Here is a 17,927-nt window from a genome sequence, read left to right as displayed (position 1 = left end):
AGACCGGTGTGGTCCGAATAGGGTTTCGTTCGTAGCCTGTCAGGCGGAGATCGATGGCGCTGGGAGGGCGAGCCTTGGACGGCACGGAGACCGGCTGGGGTCGCCCGGCCGAGCCAGCACCGCGGTGGCGGGCGCTGCTCGACCGGGCCCGCCACGGCGGTCGTACCGCGGAGCAGGCCGAGGCCGACCATCGTGCCGAGGAGGCGTCCCGGGTGGCCCCCGAGCCGTTGCCCCGGCGCGCGTCGGGCAACGGCTACGCCGGGCGGGCGCCGGCGATCGGCCGCTCCGCCGAGCCGTCGTACGGCTCGGAGCCCGGCCACCCGGCCGAGCCACCCCACGGGGGCTACCGGGCCGGGGCGAGCTACCGGGTGGACCCGGCCTACCGGATCGACCCGGGCTACCAGCCCGAGCCCTCCTACCCGCCCGAGCCGACGTACCAGGCGGAGCCGTCCTACCAGCCCGGGCCGGCATACCAGTCCGAGCCCGCCTACCCGGGCGAGCCGGTGTACCCGGTCGAGCCGGTGTGGCGGGCCGAGCCGGCCCGCCACGAGCCGGTCCATCCGGAGCCGGAGCCGGTGCGCCGTGCCGACCTCGCCCCGCTCGCCCCGCCCGCCCAGTCCCGGTACGCGATGCTGGACAACGGCTACCGGTCCGAGCCGTCACCGGTCGAGTCGCGGTACGCGCTGCTGGACAACGGCGGGTACCGGCCCGAGCCGACGTACCAGCCTCCGGTCGAGCCGACGTACCAGCCGCAGATCGAGCCGGTCTACCCGGTCGAGCCGGTGTACCAGTCTCCGGTGGAGCCGGTCTACCCGGTCGAGCCGGTGTACCAGTCTCCGGTCGAGCCGGTCTACCAGGCCGGGCCGCCGGCCGTGGTGGACCGGGGCTATCCGGCCCGGATCGAGTGGCGACCGCAGAGCCCGGAGAGCGAGCTGGAGCGGTCTGCCGGGGTGCTCCGCCGCGAGCTGGGCACCCCCCGGGTGCTCGCCTTCGCCAACCCCAAGGGCGGGGTGCACAAGACCACCGCCACGGTGTTGGCCGCCGCCACCGTGGGCAGCGTGCGGGGCCGGGGCGTGCTCGCGTGGGACGACAACGAGCTGCGCGGCACCCTCGGGCTGCGCGCCGGGAGCGCCCGGCACGCCCGGACCATCCGGCACCTGATCGGCGACCTCGCCCAGATCGAGATCCGTGAGGGCGCCGAGCTGCTGGCGAGCCTGGACGACTATCTGCGGCACGCCTCCGACGGCTCGTACGACGTGCTGGCCGGGGAGGAGAGCCCCCGGTTCGCCCAGCGGCTGGACCAGTTCACCGTCAAGCGGGTGCTGGAGCTGCTGCGCCGAACCCACGACGTGGTCTGCGTGGACACCGGCAACAACGTGGAGAGCCCGAACTGGCGCACGGTGATGCAGGCCGCCGACCAACTGGTGGTCACCACCGTGCCCCGGGAGGACGCCGCGTTCAGCGCGGACTGGATGCTCGACCTGCTGCACGAGGTGGGCATGGGCGAGCTGGCCGAGAACGCGGTCACCCTGATCTCCTGCCCGACGCCCGGCCGCTCGCCTCTTCAGGACGACCTGGAGCGGCACTTCGCCACCCGGACGAGGGCCGTGGCCGTGGTGCCGTACGACCCGGCGCTGGAGACCGGGTCCTCGATCGAGTACCAGCAGCTCCAGCCGGAGACCCGCCAGGCCTGGCTGCGTGCCGCGTCGACCATGCTCGAACCCTTCGCCGACTGAGACCGTCCGGCGGCACCGACGCCCCGGGGGTGGGTCCGGTCTGGAAGGATCAACCGGTGAGCCCGGACACCTCCGATCCCGACCGACCCCTGCCCCCACCCGCCGCGCCGGGCGGGCCCGAGCCCGGGGCGCACCCCCGGCCGGTGGCGGGCCCGGAGGCCCCCGGCTGGTCCGCCGGCCTGCCGGTGCCGGCGGGCACCCCCGCCGCCGCGCCCGGCGCGGACCCGCTCGCCTGGCCGGCCCCCGACCCCGGGGCGTCCGGACCGGCGAACCCCGCCGCCGGCTACGTCCCGTTCCCCGACGCCGACCGGCCGGCGCGTCGGCCGGGGCGGTCGATCGCGGTGGCGCTCGGCGCGGTGGCGGCGCTGGCCGCGCTGGGCGTTCCGCTGGGGCTTCTCTGGGCGGCCGTCGCGCCCGACACCCCGGTGGTCAAGACCGCCGCGGGTGCCGTCTACGCCCAGCCGCAGCCGGAGCAGCCGATCGCCGCGGACGGCTGGTTCAGCATGCTCGGGCTCGGGTTCGGCGTGCTCGCCGCGCTGGCCCTGTGGGTGCTGTTGCGTCGCCGCCGCGGCCCCGCCGGGCTGCTCGCCGGCGTGCTCGGCGGGCTCGCGGCGGCACCGGTGGCCTGGCAGGTCGGCCGTCGGGTCGGCCTGTCGACGTACGACCGTCTGCTGGCCGATGCCCCGGTGGGGCGGGCGTTCACCAAGCCCGCGGACCTGCGCGCCGGGGGCGTGCACTGGTTCCTCGACGTGCTCCCGGTGCCGTACGGCAACCTGCTGCTGCCGGCGTTCGCCGCGGCCGTGACGTACACCCTGCTGGCCGGCTGGTCCCGCTGGCCGTCGCTGCGCCGGGAACCGACGCCCGACCTGGCCTGGGTCCCGGCTGCCCCGCCCGGCGGCTTCCCGACCGCCCCGCCGGGGGTCAGTTGGGGGCCGGCGGGCTCGCCAGCTCCGACAGCGGCACCGGAACCGCCCGCACCTGGCGCAGCAGAGCCGCCTCGCGGTTGAGCAGCCGCAGCTCGGCGCGGAGCCGGGCGGTCGTGTCGTCGATGGCGAGCAGCCGCTGCCGGTCGTCCACGGTCAGCATGGCCGTCGCGGCGACCAGGTGGGACAGGACGGTGGGATCCTCCGGGAGCTGCTCGGAGATGTCCTCCGGGTCGGGGCGGATCAGCCCGAGGTACTGCCGGAACACCGAGATCACCCGGGCCGCCAGCAGGTCGCTGCCCTCGTCCGGGCCGCCCGGCTCCGGCAGCCACTCCACCTCGGCGGTCAGGTACGGCTCGGCACGCTCGTCGACGTCGGTGATGCGGAACCGCCGCCGTCCCACCGTGACGATGTCGAACCCGCCGTCGGCCAGCTCGGTCACCTGACGCACCTCGGCGGTGCAGCCCACCTCGTGCAGCGTGACGTCCCCGACGCCGGGGACGGGTCGCTCCGTGGCCCTGGGGGCCACCTCCCAGCCGGCCCGGATCGCCACCACCCCGAACTCGCGGGGCGTGCCCTCGGGCAGGCCCACCAGATGGCGCACCAGGGCCCGGTAGCGCTCCTCGAAGATGTGCAGGGGCAGCACCAGACCGGGGAAGAGCACCGTCCCGAGGGGGAAGATCGGCAACCGTGCAGTCACGTGGTCGAGCGTAGCCCGCCCGCGCCGCGCCGGCGTGGCTCGGCTCACCGTCCCGGCCTGCGGGCGGCGCGGGCCTGCGCCGGGCGGTCCGCCTAGACTCGCAGGGGTGTTGAATCGGATCGACCTGCGCGGCGGCGTCCAGGACCCCCGCCGCCTGCTGCCCCGTGCCCAGCTCGACGTCTCCGTGGCCGTCGAGCGGATCCGCCCGCTCGTGGAGGCGGTCCGGGAGCATGGGTACCCGGCGATCCGGGAGGCGAGCGAGCGGTTCGACGGCGTCTCGCCGGAGCGGCTGCGGGTCCCCGCCGAGGCGATCGCCGAGGCCGAGGGGACGCTCGACCCGCAGGTCCGCGCGGCGCTGTCGGAGTCGATCAGCCGCGCCCGGAAGGTGCACGCCGACCAGCGGCGCACCGACCACACCACGCAGGTGGTGCCGGGCGGCACGGTAACCGAGCGCTGGGTGCCGGTGGACCGGGTCGGCCTGTACGTTCCCGGCGGCCTGGCGATGTACCCGTCGACGGTGGTGATGAACGTGGTCCCCGCCCAGGCGGCCGGGGTCCGTTCCCTGGTGGTGGCCAGCCCTCCGCAGCAGGACAACGGCGGCCTGCCCGACGCCCGGGTCCTCGCGGCCTGCGCGCTGCTCGGCGTCGACGAGGTGTACGCCGTCGGCGGCGCCCAGGCGGTGGCCATGCTCGCGTACGGCTCGGCGGTCGACCCGGCCGGCGCGGAGCGCTGCGACCCGGTCGACATGATCACCGGCCCGGGCAACATCTGGGTGACCGCCGCGAAACGGCTGCTGCGCGGGGTGGTCGGCATCGACGCCGAGGCCGGCCCGACCGAGATCGCCATCCTCGCCGACGACACGGCCGACCCGGCGCACGTCGCCGCCGACCTGGTCAGCCAGGCCGAGCACGACCCCCTCGCGGCCAGCGTGCTGGTCACCCCGTCGCCCGCGCTGGTCGAGGCGGTCGAGCGGGAGCTGGCCCGACAGGTGCCCGCGACCAAGCACGCCGAGCGGGTCACCACCGCGCTCACCGGTGAGCAGAGCGGCGTGGTCCTCGTCGACGACCTGGAGGCCGGCCTGCGGGTGGTCGACGCGTACGCCGCCGAGCACCTGGAGATCCAGACCGAGAACGCCCGCGAGTGGGCGCTGCGGGTGCGCAACGCCGGGGCGATCTTCGTCGGCGCCTGGTCGCCGGTGTCGCTGGGCGACTACTGCGCCGGCTCCAACCACGTGCTGCCCACCGGCGGCTGCGCCCGGCACTCCTCGGGCCTGTCGGTGCAGTCCTTCCTGCGCGGCGTCCACCTCATCGAGTACACCGAGCAGGCGCTGCGCGAGGTGGCCCCACACGTCGTCACCCTGGCCGGGGTGGAGAACCTGCCGGCCCACCGCCAGGCGGTCAGCGTGCGTTTCCCGGGGGACACCCCGTGAACGAGCGAGGCGGGGTGGCGGGCGTGGGTGCCATCGACGACCTGCCGATCCGCGACGACCTGCGCGGGCTGTCCCCGTACGGGGCGCCGCAGCTCGACGTGCCGGTGCGGCTGAACACCAACGAGAACTCCTACCCGGTGCCCGAGCCGGTGGTCGACGCGATCGGCAAGGCCCTCGCGGCGGAGCTGCGCGACCTCAACCGGTATCCGGACCGCGACGCCGTGGCGCTGCGCGCCGACCTGGCGGCGTACCTGGGCCACGGGCTCACCGTCGAGCAGGTGTGGGCGGCCAACGGCTCCAACGAGATCCAGCAGCAACTGCTCCAGGCGTTCGGCGGCCCGGGGCGCAGCGCGCTCGGCTTCGCCCCGGCGTACTCGATGCATCCGCTGCTGGCCCTGGGCACCGGCACCCGCTGGGTGCCGGCCCGGCGTGGGGCGGACTTCGGGCTGACCGCCGACGAGGCGGTGGCCCAGGTCCGGGAGCACCGCCCCGACGTGGTCTTCCTCTGCTCGCCGAACAACCCCACCGGCACCGCGCTGGACCCGGCGGTGGTCGCCGCGGTGCTGGCGGCGGCCCCCGGCATGGTGGTGGTCGACGAGGCGTACGCCGAGTTCGCCCGCCCCGGCACGGTCAGCGCCCTCGCGGTGCTGCCCGGCCACCCGAGGCTGGTGGTGACCCGGACGATGAGCAAGGCGTTCGGCTTCGCCGGCGGCCGGCTCGGCTACCTGGCCGCCGACCCGGCCGTGGTGGCCGCGGTGCAGCTCGTCCGGCTGCCGTACCACCTCTCCGCGCTCACCCAGGCCGCCGCCCGCGCGGCGCTGGCGCACCGCGACGCCCTGCTCGGCACGGTCGAGGCGATCATGGGGCAGCGGGACCGGATCGTCGCCGAGCTGCGCGCCCGGGGTCACCGGGTGGCCGACAGCGACGCCAACTTCGTGCTCTTCGCCGTGGGCGGTGACCAGGCGGTGGCCTGGCGCGCCCTGCTCGACGCCGGCGTGCTGGTCCGCGACGTCGGGCTGCCCGGCTGGCTGCGGGTCACCGCCGGCACCCCCGCCGAGACCGACGCCTTCCTCACCGCGATGGAGAGACTTCAATGAGCCGGACCGCCCGGGTGGAGCGGATCACCAAGGAGACCAAGGTGCTCGTCGAGATCGACCTCGACGGCACCGGAGCGGCCGAGATCGGCACCGGGGTCGGCTTCTACGACCACATGCTGCACCAGATCGCCCGGCACGGCGGCTTCGACCTGACCGTGCGCACCGTCGGCGACCTTGAGATCGACGCCCATCACACGATGGAGGACACGGCGCTGGCCCTGGGCGCCGCGTTTGACGAGGCGCTGGGGGACAAGGCCGGCATCCGGCGGTACGGCTCGGCCACCGTCCCGATGGACGAGGTCCTGGTCCGGGCCGCCGTCGACCTGTCCGGCCGCCCGTACGTGGTGCACGACGAGCCGGTGCTCGCGCCGTACATCGGGCCGGTCTACCCGACCAGCATGACCCGGCACATCTGGGAGTCCTTCGGCCAGGCGGCCCGGATCACCCTGCACGTGGACGTGCTGCGGGCGGCCCGCCCCGGCGGCCACCCGGACGCCCACCACGTGGTGGAGGCCCAGTTCAAGGCGGTCTCCCGCGCCCTGCGCGAGGCCACCGCCATCGATCCGCGCTCGGCCGGCGCGATCCCCAGCACGAAAGGCGCGTTGTGAGGCCGGGCGCGCGGAAGGGACGATCCTGATGGGGTCTGTGTTGCCGACGCTGCTGTTGATCCTCGCCGGGGTGCTGGTCGGCGGGGTGTGGTCGCTGCACCGCCAGGGCGCGCCGCGTAGCGCGGTGGTGATCACCGCGCTGCTCGCGGTGCTGGCCACCATCGGCGGGGTGCTCTGGCTGCTGCCCGGGGAGGGCTCATGAGCGAGCGTAGCGAGCGAATCGTCGGGCGCGGTGCCGTGGTGTCTCATGGCGGCACGGAGCGCAGCGGAGTGCCGGCATGAGCGAGCGTAGCGAGCGAATCGTCGGGCGCGGTGCCGTGGTGTCTCATGGCGGCACGGAGCGCAGCGGAGTGCCGGCATGAGCGAGCGGATCGTGGTGCTCGACTACGGCTCGGGCAACCTGCGCTCGGCCGAGCGGGCCCTGGAACGGGCCGGCGCGCACGTCACGGTGACCGATGACCTGACCGCCGCCGCCGAGGCGGAGGGCCTGGTCGTTCCGGGCGTCGGCGCGTTCGCCGCCTGCATGGCCGGGATCGAGGCGATCGGCGCCGGCCCGGTGATCGCCGAACGGGTCGCGGCCGGCCGTCCGGTGCTGGGCATCTGCGTCGGCATGCAGGTGCTCTTCGAGCACGGGGACGAGCACGGGGTGGTCACCAAGGGGCTCGGGCTGCTGCCCGGCGCGGTGACGCGGCTGGCCGCCGCCCGGCTGCCGCACATGGGCTGGAACACCGTGCACGCCCCGGCGTCGTCGACGCTCTTCGCCGGCCTGCCGGCGGACAGCCGCTTCTACTTCGTCCACTCCTACGGGGTGACCGACCCGGCGGCGCTGGCCGCGGCCGGGTCGACGGTGACCACCGCGCACCACGAGACGGACTTCGTGGCCGCGGTCGAGCGCGGCGCGTTGTCGGCAGCCCAGTTCCATCCGGAGAAGTCGGCCGACACCGGCGCGGCGCTGCTGCGCAACTGGCTGGCCACCGTGACCGTCGGTGGCTGAGCGGGTCACCGGGCCGGGCCGGGCCGCCGCGGGCCGGCCGCCCGTCGGCCCGGCGACGCCGGGCCGGGGCGTCCGATGAGCAAGGAGCGGGCCCGCCGCCGGGAGGCCCGCGAGGCCCAGTTGGAGCGGGAGCGCGCCGTCCGCCGCCGCCGGGTGGCCCGCCGGGAGCGCCGCCGCGCGCTGGTACGCCGGCTGCTGCCCCGCTGGTCGCGCCGCCGTTCGGGCCGGCTGGCCCGGCACACCCGGGGTGAGCGGGCCGCGATCGTGGGGCTGACCGGGGTGGCGGTGCTCGGCATCTGGAGTTTCGTCGACGACGTGGCGCTGCGGCTGGTGCTGGTCGTGTTGTTGCTGCTGGTCCTGCCGGCGGCCGTGGTGATCGCCCTGGGCCGCCGGTCCTGATCCACCGTGTTCCCGATTCGAGGAGAAGAGCGTTGAGCCTCACCCTGTTGCCCGCCGTGGACGTCGCCGACGGCCAGGCCGTCCGGCTCGTGCAGGGCGCCGCCGGCAGCGAGACCACCTACGGCGACCCGTTGGAGGCGGCGCTGGCCTGGCAGCGCGACGGCGCGGAGTGGATCCACCTGGTGGACCTGGACGCCGCGTTCGGTCGTGGCTCCAACGCGGCCCTGCTGGCCGAGGTGGTCCGCCGGCTCGACGTCAAGGTGGAGCTGTCGGGCGGCATCCGGGACGACGAGTCGCTGCGGGCCGCCCTGGGCACCGGCGCGGCCCGGGTCAACATCGGCACGGCCGCGCTGGAGGACCCGCAGTGGTGCGACCGGGTCTGTGGCGAGTACGGCGACCGGATCGCCATCGGGCTGGACGTGCGGGGTCGTACCCTGTCGGCGCGCGGCTGGACCCGCGACGGCGGCGACCTGTTCGAGGTGCTGGAGCGGCTCGACAAGGCCGGCGCAGCCCGGTACGTGGTGACCGACATCACCAAGGACGGCACCATGCGAGGGCCGAACCTGGACCTGCTGCGCGAGGTGTGTTCCCGCACCGCCGCCCCGGTGATCGCCTCCGGCGGCGTCTCGACGCTGGATGACCTGCGGGCCCTGGCCACCCTGGAGCCGGCGGGCGTGGAGGGTGTGATCGCCGGCAAGGCGCTGTACGCGGGCGCGTTCACCGTGCGGCAGGCCCTCGACGTGCTGGCCGCCGCGTGACCGTCACCCGGCTCGGCTCGGGCGGCCCCTGGGAGCAGCTCTACGGCTACTCCCGGGTGGTCCGGGCCGGCGACCGGGCCGTCACGGCCGGCTGTACCGCCACGGTCGACGGGCGTGTCGCGCACGTGGGGGATGCCGCGGCGCAGACCGCCCAGGCGCTGCGGATCGGCCTGGCGGCTCTGGCCGAGGTCGGCGCGGAGCCCGGGGACGTGGTGCGCACCCGGATGTACGTGACCGACCGCGCGTACGCCGACGAGGTGGGCCGGGCCCACAACGCGGTGTTCGGCGCGGTCCGCCCGGTGGCGACCCTGGTCGTGGTGGCCGCCCTGCTGGACCCGGACCACCTGGTCGAGGTGGAGCTGGAGGCGTACCTCGGCGACCGCTAGCCCGCCTCACCCCGCCCCGGCGAGGGCGGGGTGAGGCGGGCTGCCGTCCGGCAAGATCGGTTGTGCGCAACTTGATTGCCCGCTACCTTTCTGAGGTGACCGATGATCTGGTGTTGCGCCGGCAGGTGTGCTTCGCGCTGTACGCGGCGTCGCGCGCCCTGACCGACGTCTACCGGCCGATCCTCGACGCGTTCGGGCTGACCTACCCGCAGTACCTGGTGCTGCTGGTGCTCTGGGAGCGCGACGACGCCCCCACCGTCTCCGAGCTGGGCGCCGCGCTGCGCCTGGACTCCGGCACCCTCTCCCCGTTGCTCAAGCGGCTGGAGGCGGCGGGCCTGCTGGTCCGGTCCCGCTCGGCGCGCGACGAGCGCCGGGTGGAGGTGCGCCTGACCGGCGACGGCGGGGCGCTGCGCGAGCGGATGGGCGACGTCCCGCTGCGGGTGGCCCTCGCCACCGGCCTCAGCGAGGCCGAGCTGGTCGCGCTGCGCGACACCCTGACCCGGGTCACCGAGACGATCCACCGACAGAGCCCGTACTCGAACGCGGGACGTGGCAACGTCGAGGTGGCACTCACCGTCCGCGAGGACCTGGCCGCCTGACACCTCGCGCGGCGCAGCCCGACCAGCGACCGAAGGGACGACACCGTGACCGTCAACCGTGAGATCCACCTGGCCTCCCGCCCGCAGGGCTGGCCGACCGCCGAGAACTTCCGCCTTGTGGAGACCGAGGTGCCCACCCCGGGGCCCGGCCAGCTCATGGTGCGCAACCAGTTCATGTCCGTCGACCCGTACATGCGGGGGCGGATGAACGACGTCAAGTCCTACGCGCCGCCCTTCGCCCTCGACGCCCCGCTCGACGGCGGCGCGCTCGGTGAGGTGGTGGCCGGTGAGGCCGACGGGATCGCCCCGGGCGACACGGTCCTGCACGGCCTCGGCTGGCGGGAGTACGCCCTGGTCGACGCCCGGGAAGCCCGCAAGGTCGACCCGGACCTGGCCCCGGTGAGCACGTACCTGGGCGTGCTCGGCATGACCGGGCTGACCGCGTACGCGGGGCTGCTCGACGTGGCCGCGATGAAGCCGGGCGAGACGGTCTTCGTCTCCGGCGCGGCCGGAGCGGTGGGTAGCGTGGTCGGCCAGATCGCCAAGCTCAAGGGCGCCGGTCGGGTGGTCGGCAGCGCCGGCTCGGCGGCCAAGGTCGAGCGGCTGGAGGAACTGGGCCTCGACGCCGCGTTCGACTACCACGACGGCCCGGTGCGCGACTCGCTCAGGGCCGCCGCGCCGGACGGGATCGACGTCTACTTCGACAACGTCGGCGGGGAGCACCTGGAGGCGGCCATCGGTGCGATGAGGCTGCACGGCCGGGCCGCGATCTGCGGGATGATCGCCCAGTACAACGACAGCGAGCCGCCGGCGGCCCCGCGCAACCTGGCGCTGGTCATCGGTAAGCGGCTCACCCTGCGCGGCTTCCTGGTCCGCGACCACAACCACCTGCGCGACCGGTTCGTCCAGGAGGTCGCCGGCTGGCTGCGCGAGGGGAAGCTCTCGTACGACGAGACGGTCGTCGACGGCATCACCCGCGCCCCGGAGGCATTCCTCGGCCTGCTCCGCGGCGAGAACCTCGGCAAGATGCTCGTCCGGCTGTAGACCCCGCCCCACCCGCCCCACCGCCCCACCCGCCCCACCGGGCCCCACCCGCCCCACCAGCCCCGCCAGCCCCGCCCGCCCCGCCGCCCACACCCCGCCCCCGCCCGCGCCCTCCCGGTGTTCCGGTGCGCGCACTTTCACGGAATGTGTGGCATCGGCGCGCGCCATGGCCACACATTCCGTGAAAGTGCGCGTAGGCGGGGCGTGGGCGGGGTGTGGGCGGTCGGCGGAGGGGGTGGGCGGGGGAGGATAGGCTTCGCGGCATGACGGTGGCGGTACGGGTCATCCCGTGTCTGGACGTGGACGCCGGGCGGGTGGTCAAGGGGGTCAACTTCCTCGACCTGCGCGACGCCGGTGACCCGGTGGAGCTGGCGGCGGCGTACGACCGGGCGGGCGCGGACGAGCTGACCTTCCTGGACGTGACCGCCTCCTCCGGCGAGCGGGGCACCATGCTCGACGTGGTGCGGCGCACCGCCGAGTCGGTCTTCATCCCGCTCACCGTGGGCGGCGGCGTCCGGCAGGTCGCCGACGTCGACACCCTGCTGCGCGCCGGCGCCGACAAGGTGGGGGTGAACACCGCCGCCATCGCCCGCCCGGAGCTGATCGCGGAGATCGCCGACCGGTTCGGTCGGCAGGTGCTGGTGCTCTCCCTCGACGTGCGCCGGGCGCCGGCCGGGGTCACCCCGAGCGGTTTCGAGGTGACCACCCACGGTGGTCGCCGTGGCACCGGGATCGACGCCGTCCGGTGGGCGCGGCGCGGCGCCGAGCTGGGCGCGGGGGAGATCCTGCTCAACTCGATGGACGCCGACGGCACGAAGGCCGGCTTCGACCTGGAGCTGATCGGCGAGGTCCGCCGGGTCGTCGACGTGCCCGTGGTGGCCAGCGGCGGAGCGGGCGAGATCGCCCACTTCCCACCGGCGATCGCCGCCGGGGCGGACGCGGTGCTCGCGGCCAGCGTCTTCCACTTCGGCGAGCTGACCGTCGGCGAGGTCAAGGGCGTGCTGCGCGGCTCGGGTCACCCCGTCCGCTGACGTCGCCCTCCCCGCCTGTGCCCGGGCGGGCCCGGGGTCAGCCCCGGCCGGAGTGGCCCTCGGGGGAGCGGCGCGGGGCCGGGATCGAGCGGACCACGTACTCCTGCACGGCGGCGGCGTGTTCCTCCTTCTCCAGCGTCCAGTCGGCGCTGCCGGGGGTGTGCCGCCGGCACAGCACGCCCTGCACGGTGTCCACGGCGGTGGACAGGCCGGCGTTCGGCCGGGTGCGCCACAGCCGCTCTCCGTCGGTGGTGAGCCGGAACCAGCCGTCCGAGACGCTGACCAGGCCGGCGCCGACGAGCCGTCGGACCGCCGTCTCCACCTCGTGCCGCTCGGGGATGGCGTGGTTGAGGTGGTCGGCTGTGGAGAGCACGTCAGCGAGCCGGACGCCCTCCGGCCGTCGGGTGGACGCCGCCCGGCGGTGCCGCCCCGCACCGTTCGCGATCACCAGTGAAACGAAGATCCAGGCGTCGGCCCAAAGCCATCCGTTCTCCCCCATGCAGGAATGATGCCGTGCGCCGCCGAGCAAGGAAACACCCACTTTTCCCGGCCCGGCATTTCCGCAGCTCAGCGCGGTTGGCCGCAGTCCATCGTCGGGTCTTCGACCACATTATGGCCGTCCGGCTCCGGGCTGACCGCGATCCGATCGTCCCGCTCCGGGCCGGCGGGCTCCGGCGCGGCGGGCTCCCGGGGCGGCAGGTCCACCGTGAAGACGGGCAGGAAGAACTGGGCCAGCGGCCCGATGGTGAGCGCGTAGGCGACCGTGCCGACGCCGACCGTGCCACCGAGCAGCCAGCCCAGGGCCAGCACGGTGATCTCGATGACGGTGCGTACCAGCCGGACGGACCGTCCGGGCCGGCGGGCCACGTACCCGGTCATCAGGCCGTCGCGGGGGCCCGGTCCGAGCCGCGCGCCGAGGTAGAGGGCGGTGGCGACGCCGTTGGCGACGATCCCGGCGACCAGCAGCGCCGCCCGCGCCGCGAGCGGGCCGCCGCCGGGCAGCAGGGCCAGGGTGGCGTCCACCACCAACCCGATCACCAGCACGTTGCTCACCGTGCCCAGGCCGGGACGCTGCCGTAGCGGGATCCACAGCAGCAGCACCAGCGCGCCGACCGCGATGGTGACGGTGCCGAACGACAGCCCGGTGAGCCGGGAGAGCCCCTGGTGGAACACGTCCCAGGGATCGAGGCCGAGCCCGGAGCGGATCATCAGCGCCATGCTGACGCCGTAGAGGAGCAGGCCCGCGTAGAGCTGGGTCAGCCGCCGGACCGGCCGCTGCCGGAGATTGCCAATCGGTGCCATGCATGCCACCCTAGGGTCCAATTGCTGCGGCATAAGGAGCCAATATCGGGAGGGTGGCCATGACAAGTCAGGTGCGTGGCACCCAATTGGCCCGACTGCTCGGGCAGTGGCACGCCCTGCCGGGTCGCCGCCGCAGCCCGGACTACGCGGCGCTCGCCGCTGCCGTCCGAGGGCTGCTCGCCGACGGCCGGCTGCCCCTGGGGGTGCGCCTGCCCGCCGAGCGGGAGCTGGCCGAGGCGCTGCGGATCAGCCGGACCACGGTCACCGCCGCGTACCGGCTGCTGCGGGAGACCGGCCACCTGGCCAGCCGGCGGGGCGCGGGGAGCTGGACCATGCTCCCGGGCACCCACCGGGTCGCCAGCACCGGGCTGTGGACCCCGCAGGACGACCGGGACATGATCGACCTCGGGGTGGCCGCGCTGGCCGCCCCGGCGGAGCTGATGCCCGCCGCCCGCGCCGCCGCCGAGGACCTGCCCCGCTACCTGGGCGGCGCCGGCTACCACCCGACCGGCATCATCGAGCTGCGCGAGGCCGTGGCCGCCGGGTACACCGACCGGGGCCTGCCCACCTCGCCCGACCAGATCATGGTCACCAGCGGCACCCAGCACGCGCTGGACCTGGTGCTGCGGCTGGCCCTGGCCCCCGGCGGCAGCGTGCTGGTCGAGTCGCCCACCTACCCCAACGCCCTCGCCGCGCTGGCCGCCCGGCGGGCCCGGATCACCACCCACGGGCTGGCCACCGACGGCGCCGGGTGGGACGCCGACCTGCTGCTGGGCAGCCTGCGCCAGGGGCGGCCGAAGCTGGCGTACCTGATCCCGGAGTTCCAGAACCCGACCGGGCACCTGATGCCCACCGAGCTGCGCGAGCGGGTGGTCGGCGCGGCCCACGCCGCCGGCACCGACCTGGTCATCGACGAGTCGTTCGTGGACCTGCCGCTGGACGGCACCCCGCTGCCGCCGCCGGTGGCCACCTTCGACCGGCACTCCCGGGTGATCTCCATCGGCGGGATGAGCAAGCCGTACTGGGGCGGCCTGCGCATCGGTTGGGTGCGCGCCTCCGCCCCCCAGGTGCAGCGGCTGGCCGCCGCCCGGGTCGGGGTGGACATGGCCGGCCCGGTGCTGGACCAGCTGGTCGCGGTCCACCTGCTGGCCGACGCGTCGACCATCGTGGCCGCCCGGCGGGTGCAGCTCGCCGCCCAGCGCGACGCGCTGACCGGCGCGCTCGCGCAGCGGCTGCCCGACTGGCGGGTCACCGTCCCGCGCGGCGGGGTGACGCTCTGGGCCGAGCTGGACGGGCCGATCTCCAGCGCGCTCGCCCGGGCCGCCGAGGAGGTCGGCGTACGGCTGGCCCCCGGCCCCCGGTTCGGCCTGGACGGGACGCTGGAGCGGTTCCTGCGGCTGCCGTTCACCCTGCCGGCCGCGGACCTGGTCGACGCCGTGGGGCGGCTCGCCGCAGTCCGGTACGACCTGGACCGCGGCGGCCGGCCGCGGTGGCGGGAGCCGGCCGTCATCGCCTGAGCGGCGCGCCGCGGCCCGGACGACGTCCCGGCCGGGTCGCGCCCGACACCCGATCCGGCGATCGCGGGGTGGGGTGGGGCCGTGGCTTGACAGACTTCCGGAGTGGGCAACGTGGGCTGGTCGCAGTGGGTCCGCCCCGGTGCGCCCGGCTCCCGGACCACCCGGCTGGAACTCTTCTACGACCTCGTCTTCGTCCTCGCCTTCCTCAACGTGACCGCGTTGACCACGAGGCAACCCTCCGCCACCAACCTGTACCGCTGCCTGCTGGTGCTGGGGCTGCTCTGGTGGTGCTGGAGCGGGTTCGCCGGGCTGGCCAACTACACCCGCGCCGACCAGGGCGTCCTGCCGCTGGTCGGATTCGTCACCGTCGCCGCCACCTTTCTGCTCGTGCTGAGCCTGCCGGGGGCGTTCGTGGATCAGCCGGGTGGGCTGAACGGCCCGCTGGTCTTCGCCGCCTGTTACTTCCTCGTCCGCGCGTCGCAGCTCGCCGTCTTCGGCTGGCTGGCCCGGGGGGACCGGGAGCGGCTGCGGCGGTGGCTGCTGCTCGTCCTGCTGCCGGTGGTCGCGACCGCGCTGCTCGTCGCCTCCGCCTTCGTGCGGCGGATCGTCGGGGACGGCGCGGGGACGACCGTGCAGCTGGTGCTGTGGACCGTCGCGCTCCTCGTCGAGTACGGCGCGGGGGTGGCGCTCGGCGGCACGTACTGGGTGGTGGTGTCCGCCGGGCACTGGGCCGAGCGGCACGCCCTCATGGTCCTGATCGCGCTCGGCGAGTCGGTCATCGCGCTGGGGATCGGCCCGGGGTTCGCCAACGGGCTGCCGCTGACCTGGCGGGTGGTGGTCGCCGCCGTGACCGGCATCGCGGTGGCGTCGGCGCTGTGGTGGGCGTACTTCGACACCCTGGCCCTCGCCGTCGAGCAGGCGCTGCACCGGGCCCGCGACCCGTCGGCCCGGGCCCGGCTGGCCCGCGACGCGTACACCTACCTGCATCTGCCGATCATCGCCGGGGTGATCTTCTTCGCCCTCGGGATCAAGGACGTGCTCGCCGAGGCGGCGAACCCCGAGACCCCGGCCTGGGGGGATCCGCTGGGGCTGTCCTGGATCCTGGTCCTCTACGGCGGGGTCGCCCTCTACCTGCTCAGCCTCGTCGCGTGCGGGATGGTGGCGCTGCGGGTGCTCCGCTGGCCGCTGCTGGCCGAGGTGGCGCTGCTGGCCCTGCTCGCCCCGGTGGCCGCCCGGTTGCCGGAGCTGCAGGCGCTGGTGCTGCTGGCCGTGGTCTGCGTCACCCTCACCGCCGGGGAGACGCTGGGCGGGCGGCGCCGCCGGAGCCGGGTCCGGCAGCTCGCACTGGAGGAGCAGCGGGCGGCCGAGATCGAGGAGAGCCGGTGGCGGGGCGAGCACCTGTGAGACGACGGCGGCGGCCGTGTCCCGGGACGGGGGGACACGGCCGCCGGCGGGACCGCGGTCAGAGCTCGGCGAGCGTGCCGGCGTACATCTTCTCGATCTCGGCCGCGAAGTTGCCCTCCACGCCCCGACGCTTGATCTTCAGGGACGGGGTCATCTCGCCGTGCTCGATGGTCAGGTCCCGGGGGAGGACGGCGACCTTCTTGATCGTCTCCCAGCGGTTCAGCTTGGCGTTGAGCTGGGCGACGTACTCCTCGACCATGAGCCGGGCCTCGTCGGAGGCGACGATCTCGGCGTACCCGCGGCCCTCCAGGGGACCGCCGGCCGCCCAGCCGGTGATCGCGTCCGGGTCGAGGCTGACCAGCATGGTGCAGTAGTTGCGGGCCTGGCCGATCACGATCGCCTGCGAGGTGTACGGGCAGAGCGCCTTGAACATGCCCTCGATGTGCGACGGCGCGATGTACTTCCCGCCGGAGGTCTTGACCAGGTCCTTCTTCCGGTCGGTGATGCGCAGGTAGCCGTCCTCGTCGAGGCTGCCGATGTCCCCGGTGCGGAAGAACCCGTCGTCGGTGAAGGCGGCGGCGGTGTCCTCGGGCAGGTTGTGGTAGCCGCGCATCACCGGGCGGCCCCGGACCAGGATCTCCCCGTCGGTGTCGATCCGGCACTCCAGGTCGCCCATCGCCCGGCCCACGGTGCCGATCCGCAGCCCGTCCGGGGGGTTGACGAAGTTGCCGGCGCTGGTCTCGGTGAGGCCGTACCCCTCCGAGATGGGCAGGTTGGCGGCGGCGAAGAAGCTGGCGATCTCCTTGCTCAGCGGCGCGGCGCCGGAGACCAGCACCCGGATCCGCCCGCCGAGGCGGGCCTGGAGCTTGCTGAACACCAGCTTCTCGGCCAGCGCGTACTTCAGCCTCAGCCCGGTCGGCACCGGACGGCCGGCCTGCTCGAGGGCCACCTTCGCCTGGCCGACCCCGACGCCCCAGGAGAAGATCTTCGCCTTGGCGCCGCCGCCGTCCCGGGCGGTGGTGACCACCTTGTTGTAGATCTTCTCGAACACCCGGGGCGCCCCGCACATCAGCGTCGGCCGGATGATCCCGAGCAGGTCGACCAGCTTCTCCACCCGGCCGTCGACGTAGGTCGGCAAGCCGACGTGGGTGGACCCGCAGAGCAGGGTCTTGCCGAACGAGTGGGACAGCGGGAGCCACAGGTACTGCAGGTCGTCCTCGCGCAGCAGCCCGACCTCGTCCTGCGCCACCCCCTCCCAGCACCAGCCGCCGTGCAGCAGCTCGACGCCCTTGGGCCGGCCGGTGGTGCCCGAGGTGTAGATCAGGGTGGCCAGGTGCTCCGGCCCGATCCCGGCCACCAGCCGCTCGATCAGCCCCGGCTCGGCGGCGAGCGCCCGGGCGCCCTGCTCCTCCAACTCGGCCAGGGTGAGCTGGGGCACGGCCGCGGCGGGATCGACCGCGCCGTCGAAGAGCACCACGTGGGTCAGCGCCGGCAGTTCCGCGCCGGCGAGCTTCGCGGCCTGGGCCGGGTTCTCGGCGAACAGCACCCGGGAGCCGGAGTCGGCGATGATGTACGCCGCCTCCTCGGGCTCGGTGGTCGGGTACACGGTGGTGGTGGCGCCGCCAGCGCACATGATGCCGAAGTCGGCGATGACCCAGTCGAGCCGGGTGCTCGCCAGGATCCCCACCGGGTCCTCCTGGCCGACACCGAGCCCGTGCAGCCCGGCCGCGACCGCCTTGGCCCGCTGGCTGACCTGCTGCCAGGTCAGCCAGACCGGCCCGGAGTCGTCGGGGGCGGGGTGGCCGAAGGCGTGGCGGTCGGGGGACGCCGCGACGCGCTTGAGGAACATGTCGGGGATGGAACGGTACGGTACATCGAGAGCCATCGCTGTAGCCGCCTTCAGGGCTGGAGGCGTGACGGGGGTCACGTCATTCTGCGGTTACCGAAGGGTATTGCCTGTACCGCCCATCGGCTAGCCCCGGTGATCCCAGGCCGTCCCC

At 74.7% G+C, this 17,927-nt stretch carries 18 protein-coding genes and 1 pseudogene; 15 read left to right on the top strand and 4 right to left on the bottom strand.

What is annotated here, in order from left to right; genetic code table 11:
- Positions 1-53 precede the first annotated feature (53 nt).
- Both ACH4T9_RS11100 and ACH4T9_RS11095 read left to right on the top strand, forming a co-directional pair.
- Positions 54-1,736 carry an AAA family ATPase gene (locus ACH4T9_RS11100; protein WP_396670927.1) on the top strand — a complete coding sequence of 561 codons (1,683 nt, stop codon included), beginning with the start codon at positions 54-56 and terminating at the stop codon, positions 1,734-1,736.
- A 56-nt stretch (positions 1,737-1,792) separates the two neighbouring features.
- The gene (locus ACH4T9_RS11095; RefSeq protein WP_396670926.1) at positions 1,793-2,743 is read left to right on the top strand and encodes a DUF2567 domain-containing protein; all 951 of its coding nucleotides are present in this window, start codon (positions 1,793-1,795) and stop codon (positions 2,741-2,743) included.
- On the opposite strand, the gene ACH4T9_RS11090 is transcribed toward ACH4T9_RS11095, so the two are convergent.
- Complete coding sequence (locus tag ACH4T9_RS11090; protein WP_396670925.1) at positions 2,658-3,359, bottom strand: LON peptidase substrate-binding domain-containing protein; 702 nt, start codon at positions 3,357-3,359, stop codon at positions 2,658-2,660. The genes ACH4T9_RS11095 and ACH4T9_RS11090 overlap by 86 nt on opposite strands.
- A gap of 106 nt (positions 3,360-3,465) precedes the next feature.
- Between ACH4T9_RS11090 and hisD the strand changes: the two genes are divergently transcribed.
- The 11 genes and pseudogenes from hisD (at position 3,466) to hisF (ending at position 11,704) form a co-directional block, all read left to right on the top strand.
- On the top strand, positions 3,466-4,788 hold the full coding sequence (gene hisD / locus ACH4T9_RS11085; RefSeq protein ID WP_396670924.1) for a histidinol dehydrogenase: 1,323 nt from the start codon (positions 3,466-3,468) through the stop codon (positions 4,786-4,788).
- Positions 4,789-4,811: 23 nt separating this feature from the next.
- Entirely contained in the window at positions 4,812-5,885 is a 1,074-nt protein-coding gene (locus tag ACH4T9_RS11080; RefSeq protein ID WP_396671454.1) for a histidinol-phosphate transaminase, read from the top strand.
- Positions 5,882-6,493 carry an imidazoleglycerol-phosphate dehydratase HisB gene (gene hisB, locus ACH4T9_RS11075; RefSeq protein WP_396670923.1) on the top strand — a complete coding sequence of 204 codons (612 nt, stop codon included), beginning with the start codon at positions 5,882-5,884 and terminating at the stop codon, positions 6,491-6,493. The genes ACH4T9_RS11080 and hisB overlap by 4 nt, the downstream gene beginning before the upstream one ends.
- A gap of 28 nt (positions 6,494-6,521) precedes the next feature.
- Positions 6,522-6,695 (top strand): hypothetical protein, encoded by a 174-nt coding sequence (locus ACH4T9_RS11070; RefSeq protein ID WP_396670922.1) that lies wholly within the window; start codon positions 6,522-6,524, stop codon positions 6,693-6,695.
- Between the two features lie 156 nt (positions 6,696-6,851).
- Positions 6,852-7,487: an imidazole glycerol phosphate synthase subunit HisH gene (gene hisH, locus ACH4T9_RS11065; protein ID WP_396670921.1), complete on the top strand. Its 636-nt coding sequence runs from the start codon at positions 6,852-6,854 to the stop codon at positions 7,485-7,487.
- A 75-nt stretch (positions 7,488-7,562) separates the two neighbouring features.
- Positions 7,563-7,886, top strand: a complete 324-nt coding sequence (locus ACH4T9_RS11060) for a hypothetical protein (RefSeq protein WP_396670920.1) — start codon at positions 7,563-7,565, stop codon at positions 7,884-7,886.
- A 32-nt stretch (positions 7,887-7,918) separates the two neighbouring features.
- Positions 7,919-8,644, top strand: a complete 726-nt coding sequence (gene priA, locus ACH4T9_RS11055) for a bifunctional 1-(5-phosphoribosyl)-5-((5-phosphoribosylamino)methylideneamino)imidazole-4-carboxamide isomerase/phosphoribosylanthranilate isomerase PriA (protein WP_396670919.1) — start codon at positions 7,919-7,921, stop codon at positions 8,642-8,644.
- Positions 8,641-9,030 carry a RidA family protein gene (locus ACH4T9_RS11050; protein ID WP_396670918.1) on the top strand — a complete coding sequence of 130 codons (390 nt, stop codon included), beginning with the start codon at positions 8,641-8,643 and terminating at the stop codon, positions 9,028-9,030. Before priA ends, ACH4T9_RS11050 begins: the two co-directional genes overlap by 4 nt.
- A gap of 95 nt (positions 9,031-9,125) precedes the next feature.
- Positions 9,126-9,554: pseudogene (locus tag ACH4T9_RS11045) on the top strand (MarR family winged helix-turn-helix transcriptional regulator); the annotation flags it as partial.
- A gap of 120 nt (positions 9,555-9,674) precedes the next feature.
- Positions 9,675-10,673 carry an NADP-dependent oxidoreductase gene (locus ACH4T9_RS11040; protein WP_396670917.1) on the top strand — a complete coding sequence of 333 codons (999 nt, stop codon included), beginning with the start codon at positions 9,675-9,677 and terminating at the stop codon, positions 10,671-10,673.
- A gap of 263 nt (positions 10,674-10,936) precedes the next feature.
- On the top strand, positions 10,937-11,704 hold the full coding sequence (hisF, locus tag ACH4T9_RS11035; RefSeq protein WP_387023427.1) for an imidazole glycerol phosphate synthase subunit HisF: 768 nt from the start codon (positions 10,937-10,939) through the stop codon (positions 11,702-11,704).
- Between the two features lie 37 nt (positions 11,705-11,741).
- On the opposite strand, the gene ACH4T9_RS11030 is transcribed toward hisF, so the two are convergent.
- A complete protein-coding gene (locus ACH4T9_RS11030; protein ID WP_396670916.1) occupies positions 11,742-12,203 on the bottom strand; it encodes a hypothetical protein in 462 nt (153 codons plus the stop codon).
- Between the two features lie 68 nt (positions 12,204-12,271).
- Positions 12,272-13,006 carry a YitT family protein gene (locus ACH4T9_RS11025; RefSeq protein ID WP_396670915.1) on the bottom strand — a complete coding sequence of 245 codons (735 nt, stop codon included), beginning with the start codon at positions 13,004-13,006 and terminating at the stop codon, positions 12,272-12,274.
- 59 nt (positions 13,007-13,065) lie between these two features.
- On the opposite strand from ACH4T9_RS11025, the gene ACH4T9_RS11020 reads away from it, so the two are divergent.
- Both ACH4T9_RS11020 and ACH4T9_RS11015 read left to right on the top strand, forming a co-directional pair.
- Positions 13,066-14,523, top strand: a complete 1,458-nt coding sequence (locus tag ACH4T9_RS11020; protein WP_396670914.1) for a PLP-dependent aminotransferase family protein — start codon at positions 13,066-13,068, stop codon at positions 14,521-14,523.
- Between the two features lie 102 nt (positions 14,524-14,625).
- Positions 14,626-15,927, top strand: coding sequence for a low temperature requirement protein A (locus ACH4T9_RS11015; protein WP_396670913.1), 1,302 nt, complete (start codon positions 14,626-14,628; stop codon positions 15,925-15,927).
- Between the two features lie 58 nt (positions 15,928-15,985).
- Here the strand turns inward: ACH4T9_RS11015 and ACH4T9_RS11010 are convergent, their stop codons facing one another.
- Entirely contained in the window at positions 15,986-17,812 is a 1,827-nt protein-coding gene (locus ACH4T9_RS11010; RefSeq protein ID WP_396670912.1) for an AMP-dependent synthetase/ligase, read from the bottom strand.
- Positions 17,813-17,927: the final 115 nt, after the last annotated feature.

Origin of the sequence: Micromonospora sp. NPDC020750, assembly GCF_044334565.1 — a bacterium.
GTDB lineage: Bacteria > Actinomycetota > Actinomycetes > Mycobacteriales > Micromonosporaceae > Micromonospora.
Note: the sequence above shows the minus strand (reverse complement) of the source record. Positions and strands in the feature narration are given on the sequence as shown.

Excerpts from the sequence above, each read along its gene's own strand:
- hisB (WP_396670923.1), top strand. The coding sequence starts at position 5,882 with ATGAGCCGGACCGCCCGGGTGGAGCGGATCACCAAGGAGACCAAGGTG.
- ACH4T9_RS11025 (WP_396670915.1), bottom strand. The coding sequence starts at position 13,006 with ATGGCACCGATTGGCAATCTCCGGCAGCGGCCGGTCCGGCGGCTGACC.
- ACH4T9_RS11020 (WP_396670914.1), top strand. The coding sequence starts at position 13,066 with ATGACAAGTCAGGTGCGTGGCACCCAATTGGCCCGACTGCTCGGGCAG.
- ACH4T9_RS11100 (WP_396670927.1), top strand. The coding sequence starts at position 54 with ATGGCGCTGGGAGGGCGAGCCTTGGACGGCACGGAGACCGGCTGGGGT.
- hisF (WP_387023427.1), top strand. The coding sequence starts at position 10,937 with ATGACGGTGGCGGTACGGGTCATCCCGTGTCTGGACGTGGACGCCGGG.
- ACH4T9_RS11010 (WP_396670912.1), bottom strand. The coding sequence starts at position 17,812 with ATGGCTCTCGATGTACCGTACCGTTCCATCCCCGACATGTTCCTCAAG.
- ACH4T9_RS11060 (WP_396670920.1), top strand. The coding sequence starts at position 7,563 with ATGAGCAAGGAGCGGGCCCGCCGCCGGGAGGCCCGCGAGGCCCAGTTG.
- ACH4T9_RS11070 (WP_396670922.1), top strand. The coding sequence starts at position 6,522 with ATGGGGTCTGTGTTGCCGACGCTGCTGTTGATCCTCGCCGGGGTGCTG.
- hisH (WP_396670921.1), top strand. The coding sequence starts at position 6,852 with ATGAGCGAGCGGATCGTGGTGCTCGACTACGGCTCGGGCAACCTGCGC.
- ACH4T9_RS11030 (WP_396670916.1), bottom strand. The coding sequence starts at position 12,203 with ATGGGGGAGAACGGATGGCTTTGGGCCGACGCCTGGATCTTCGTTTCA.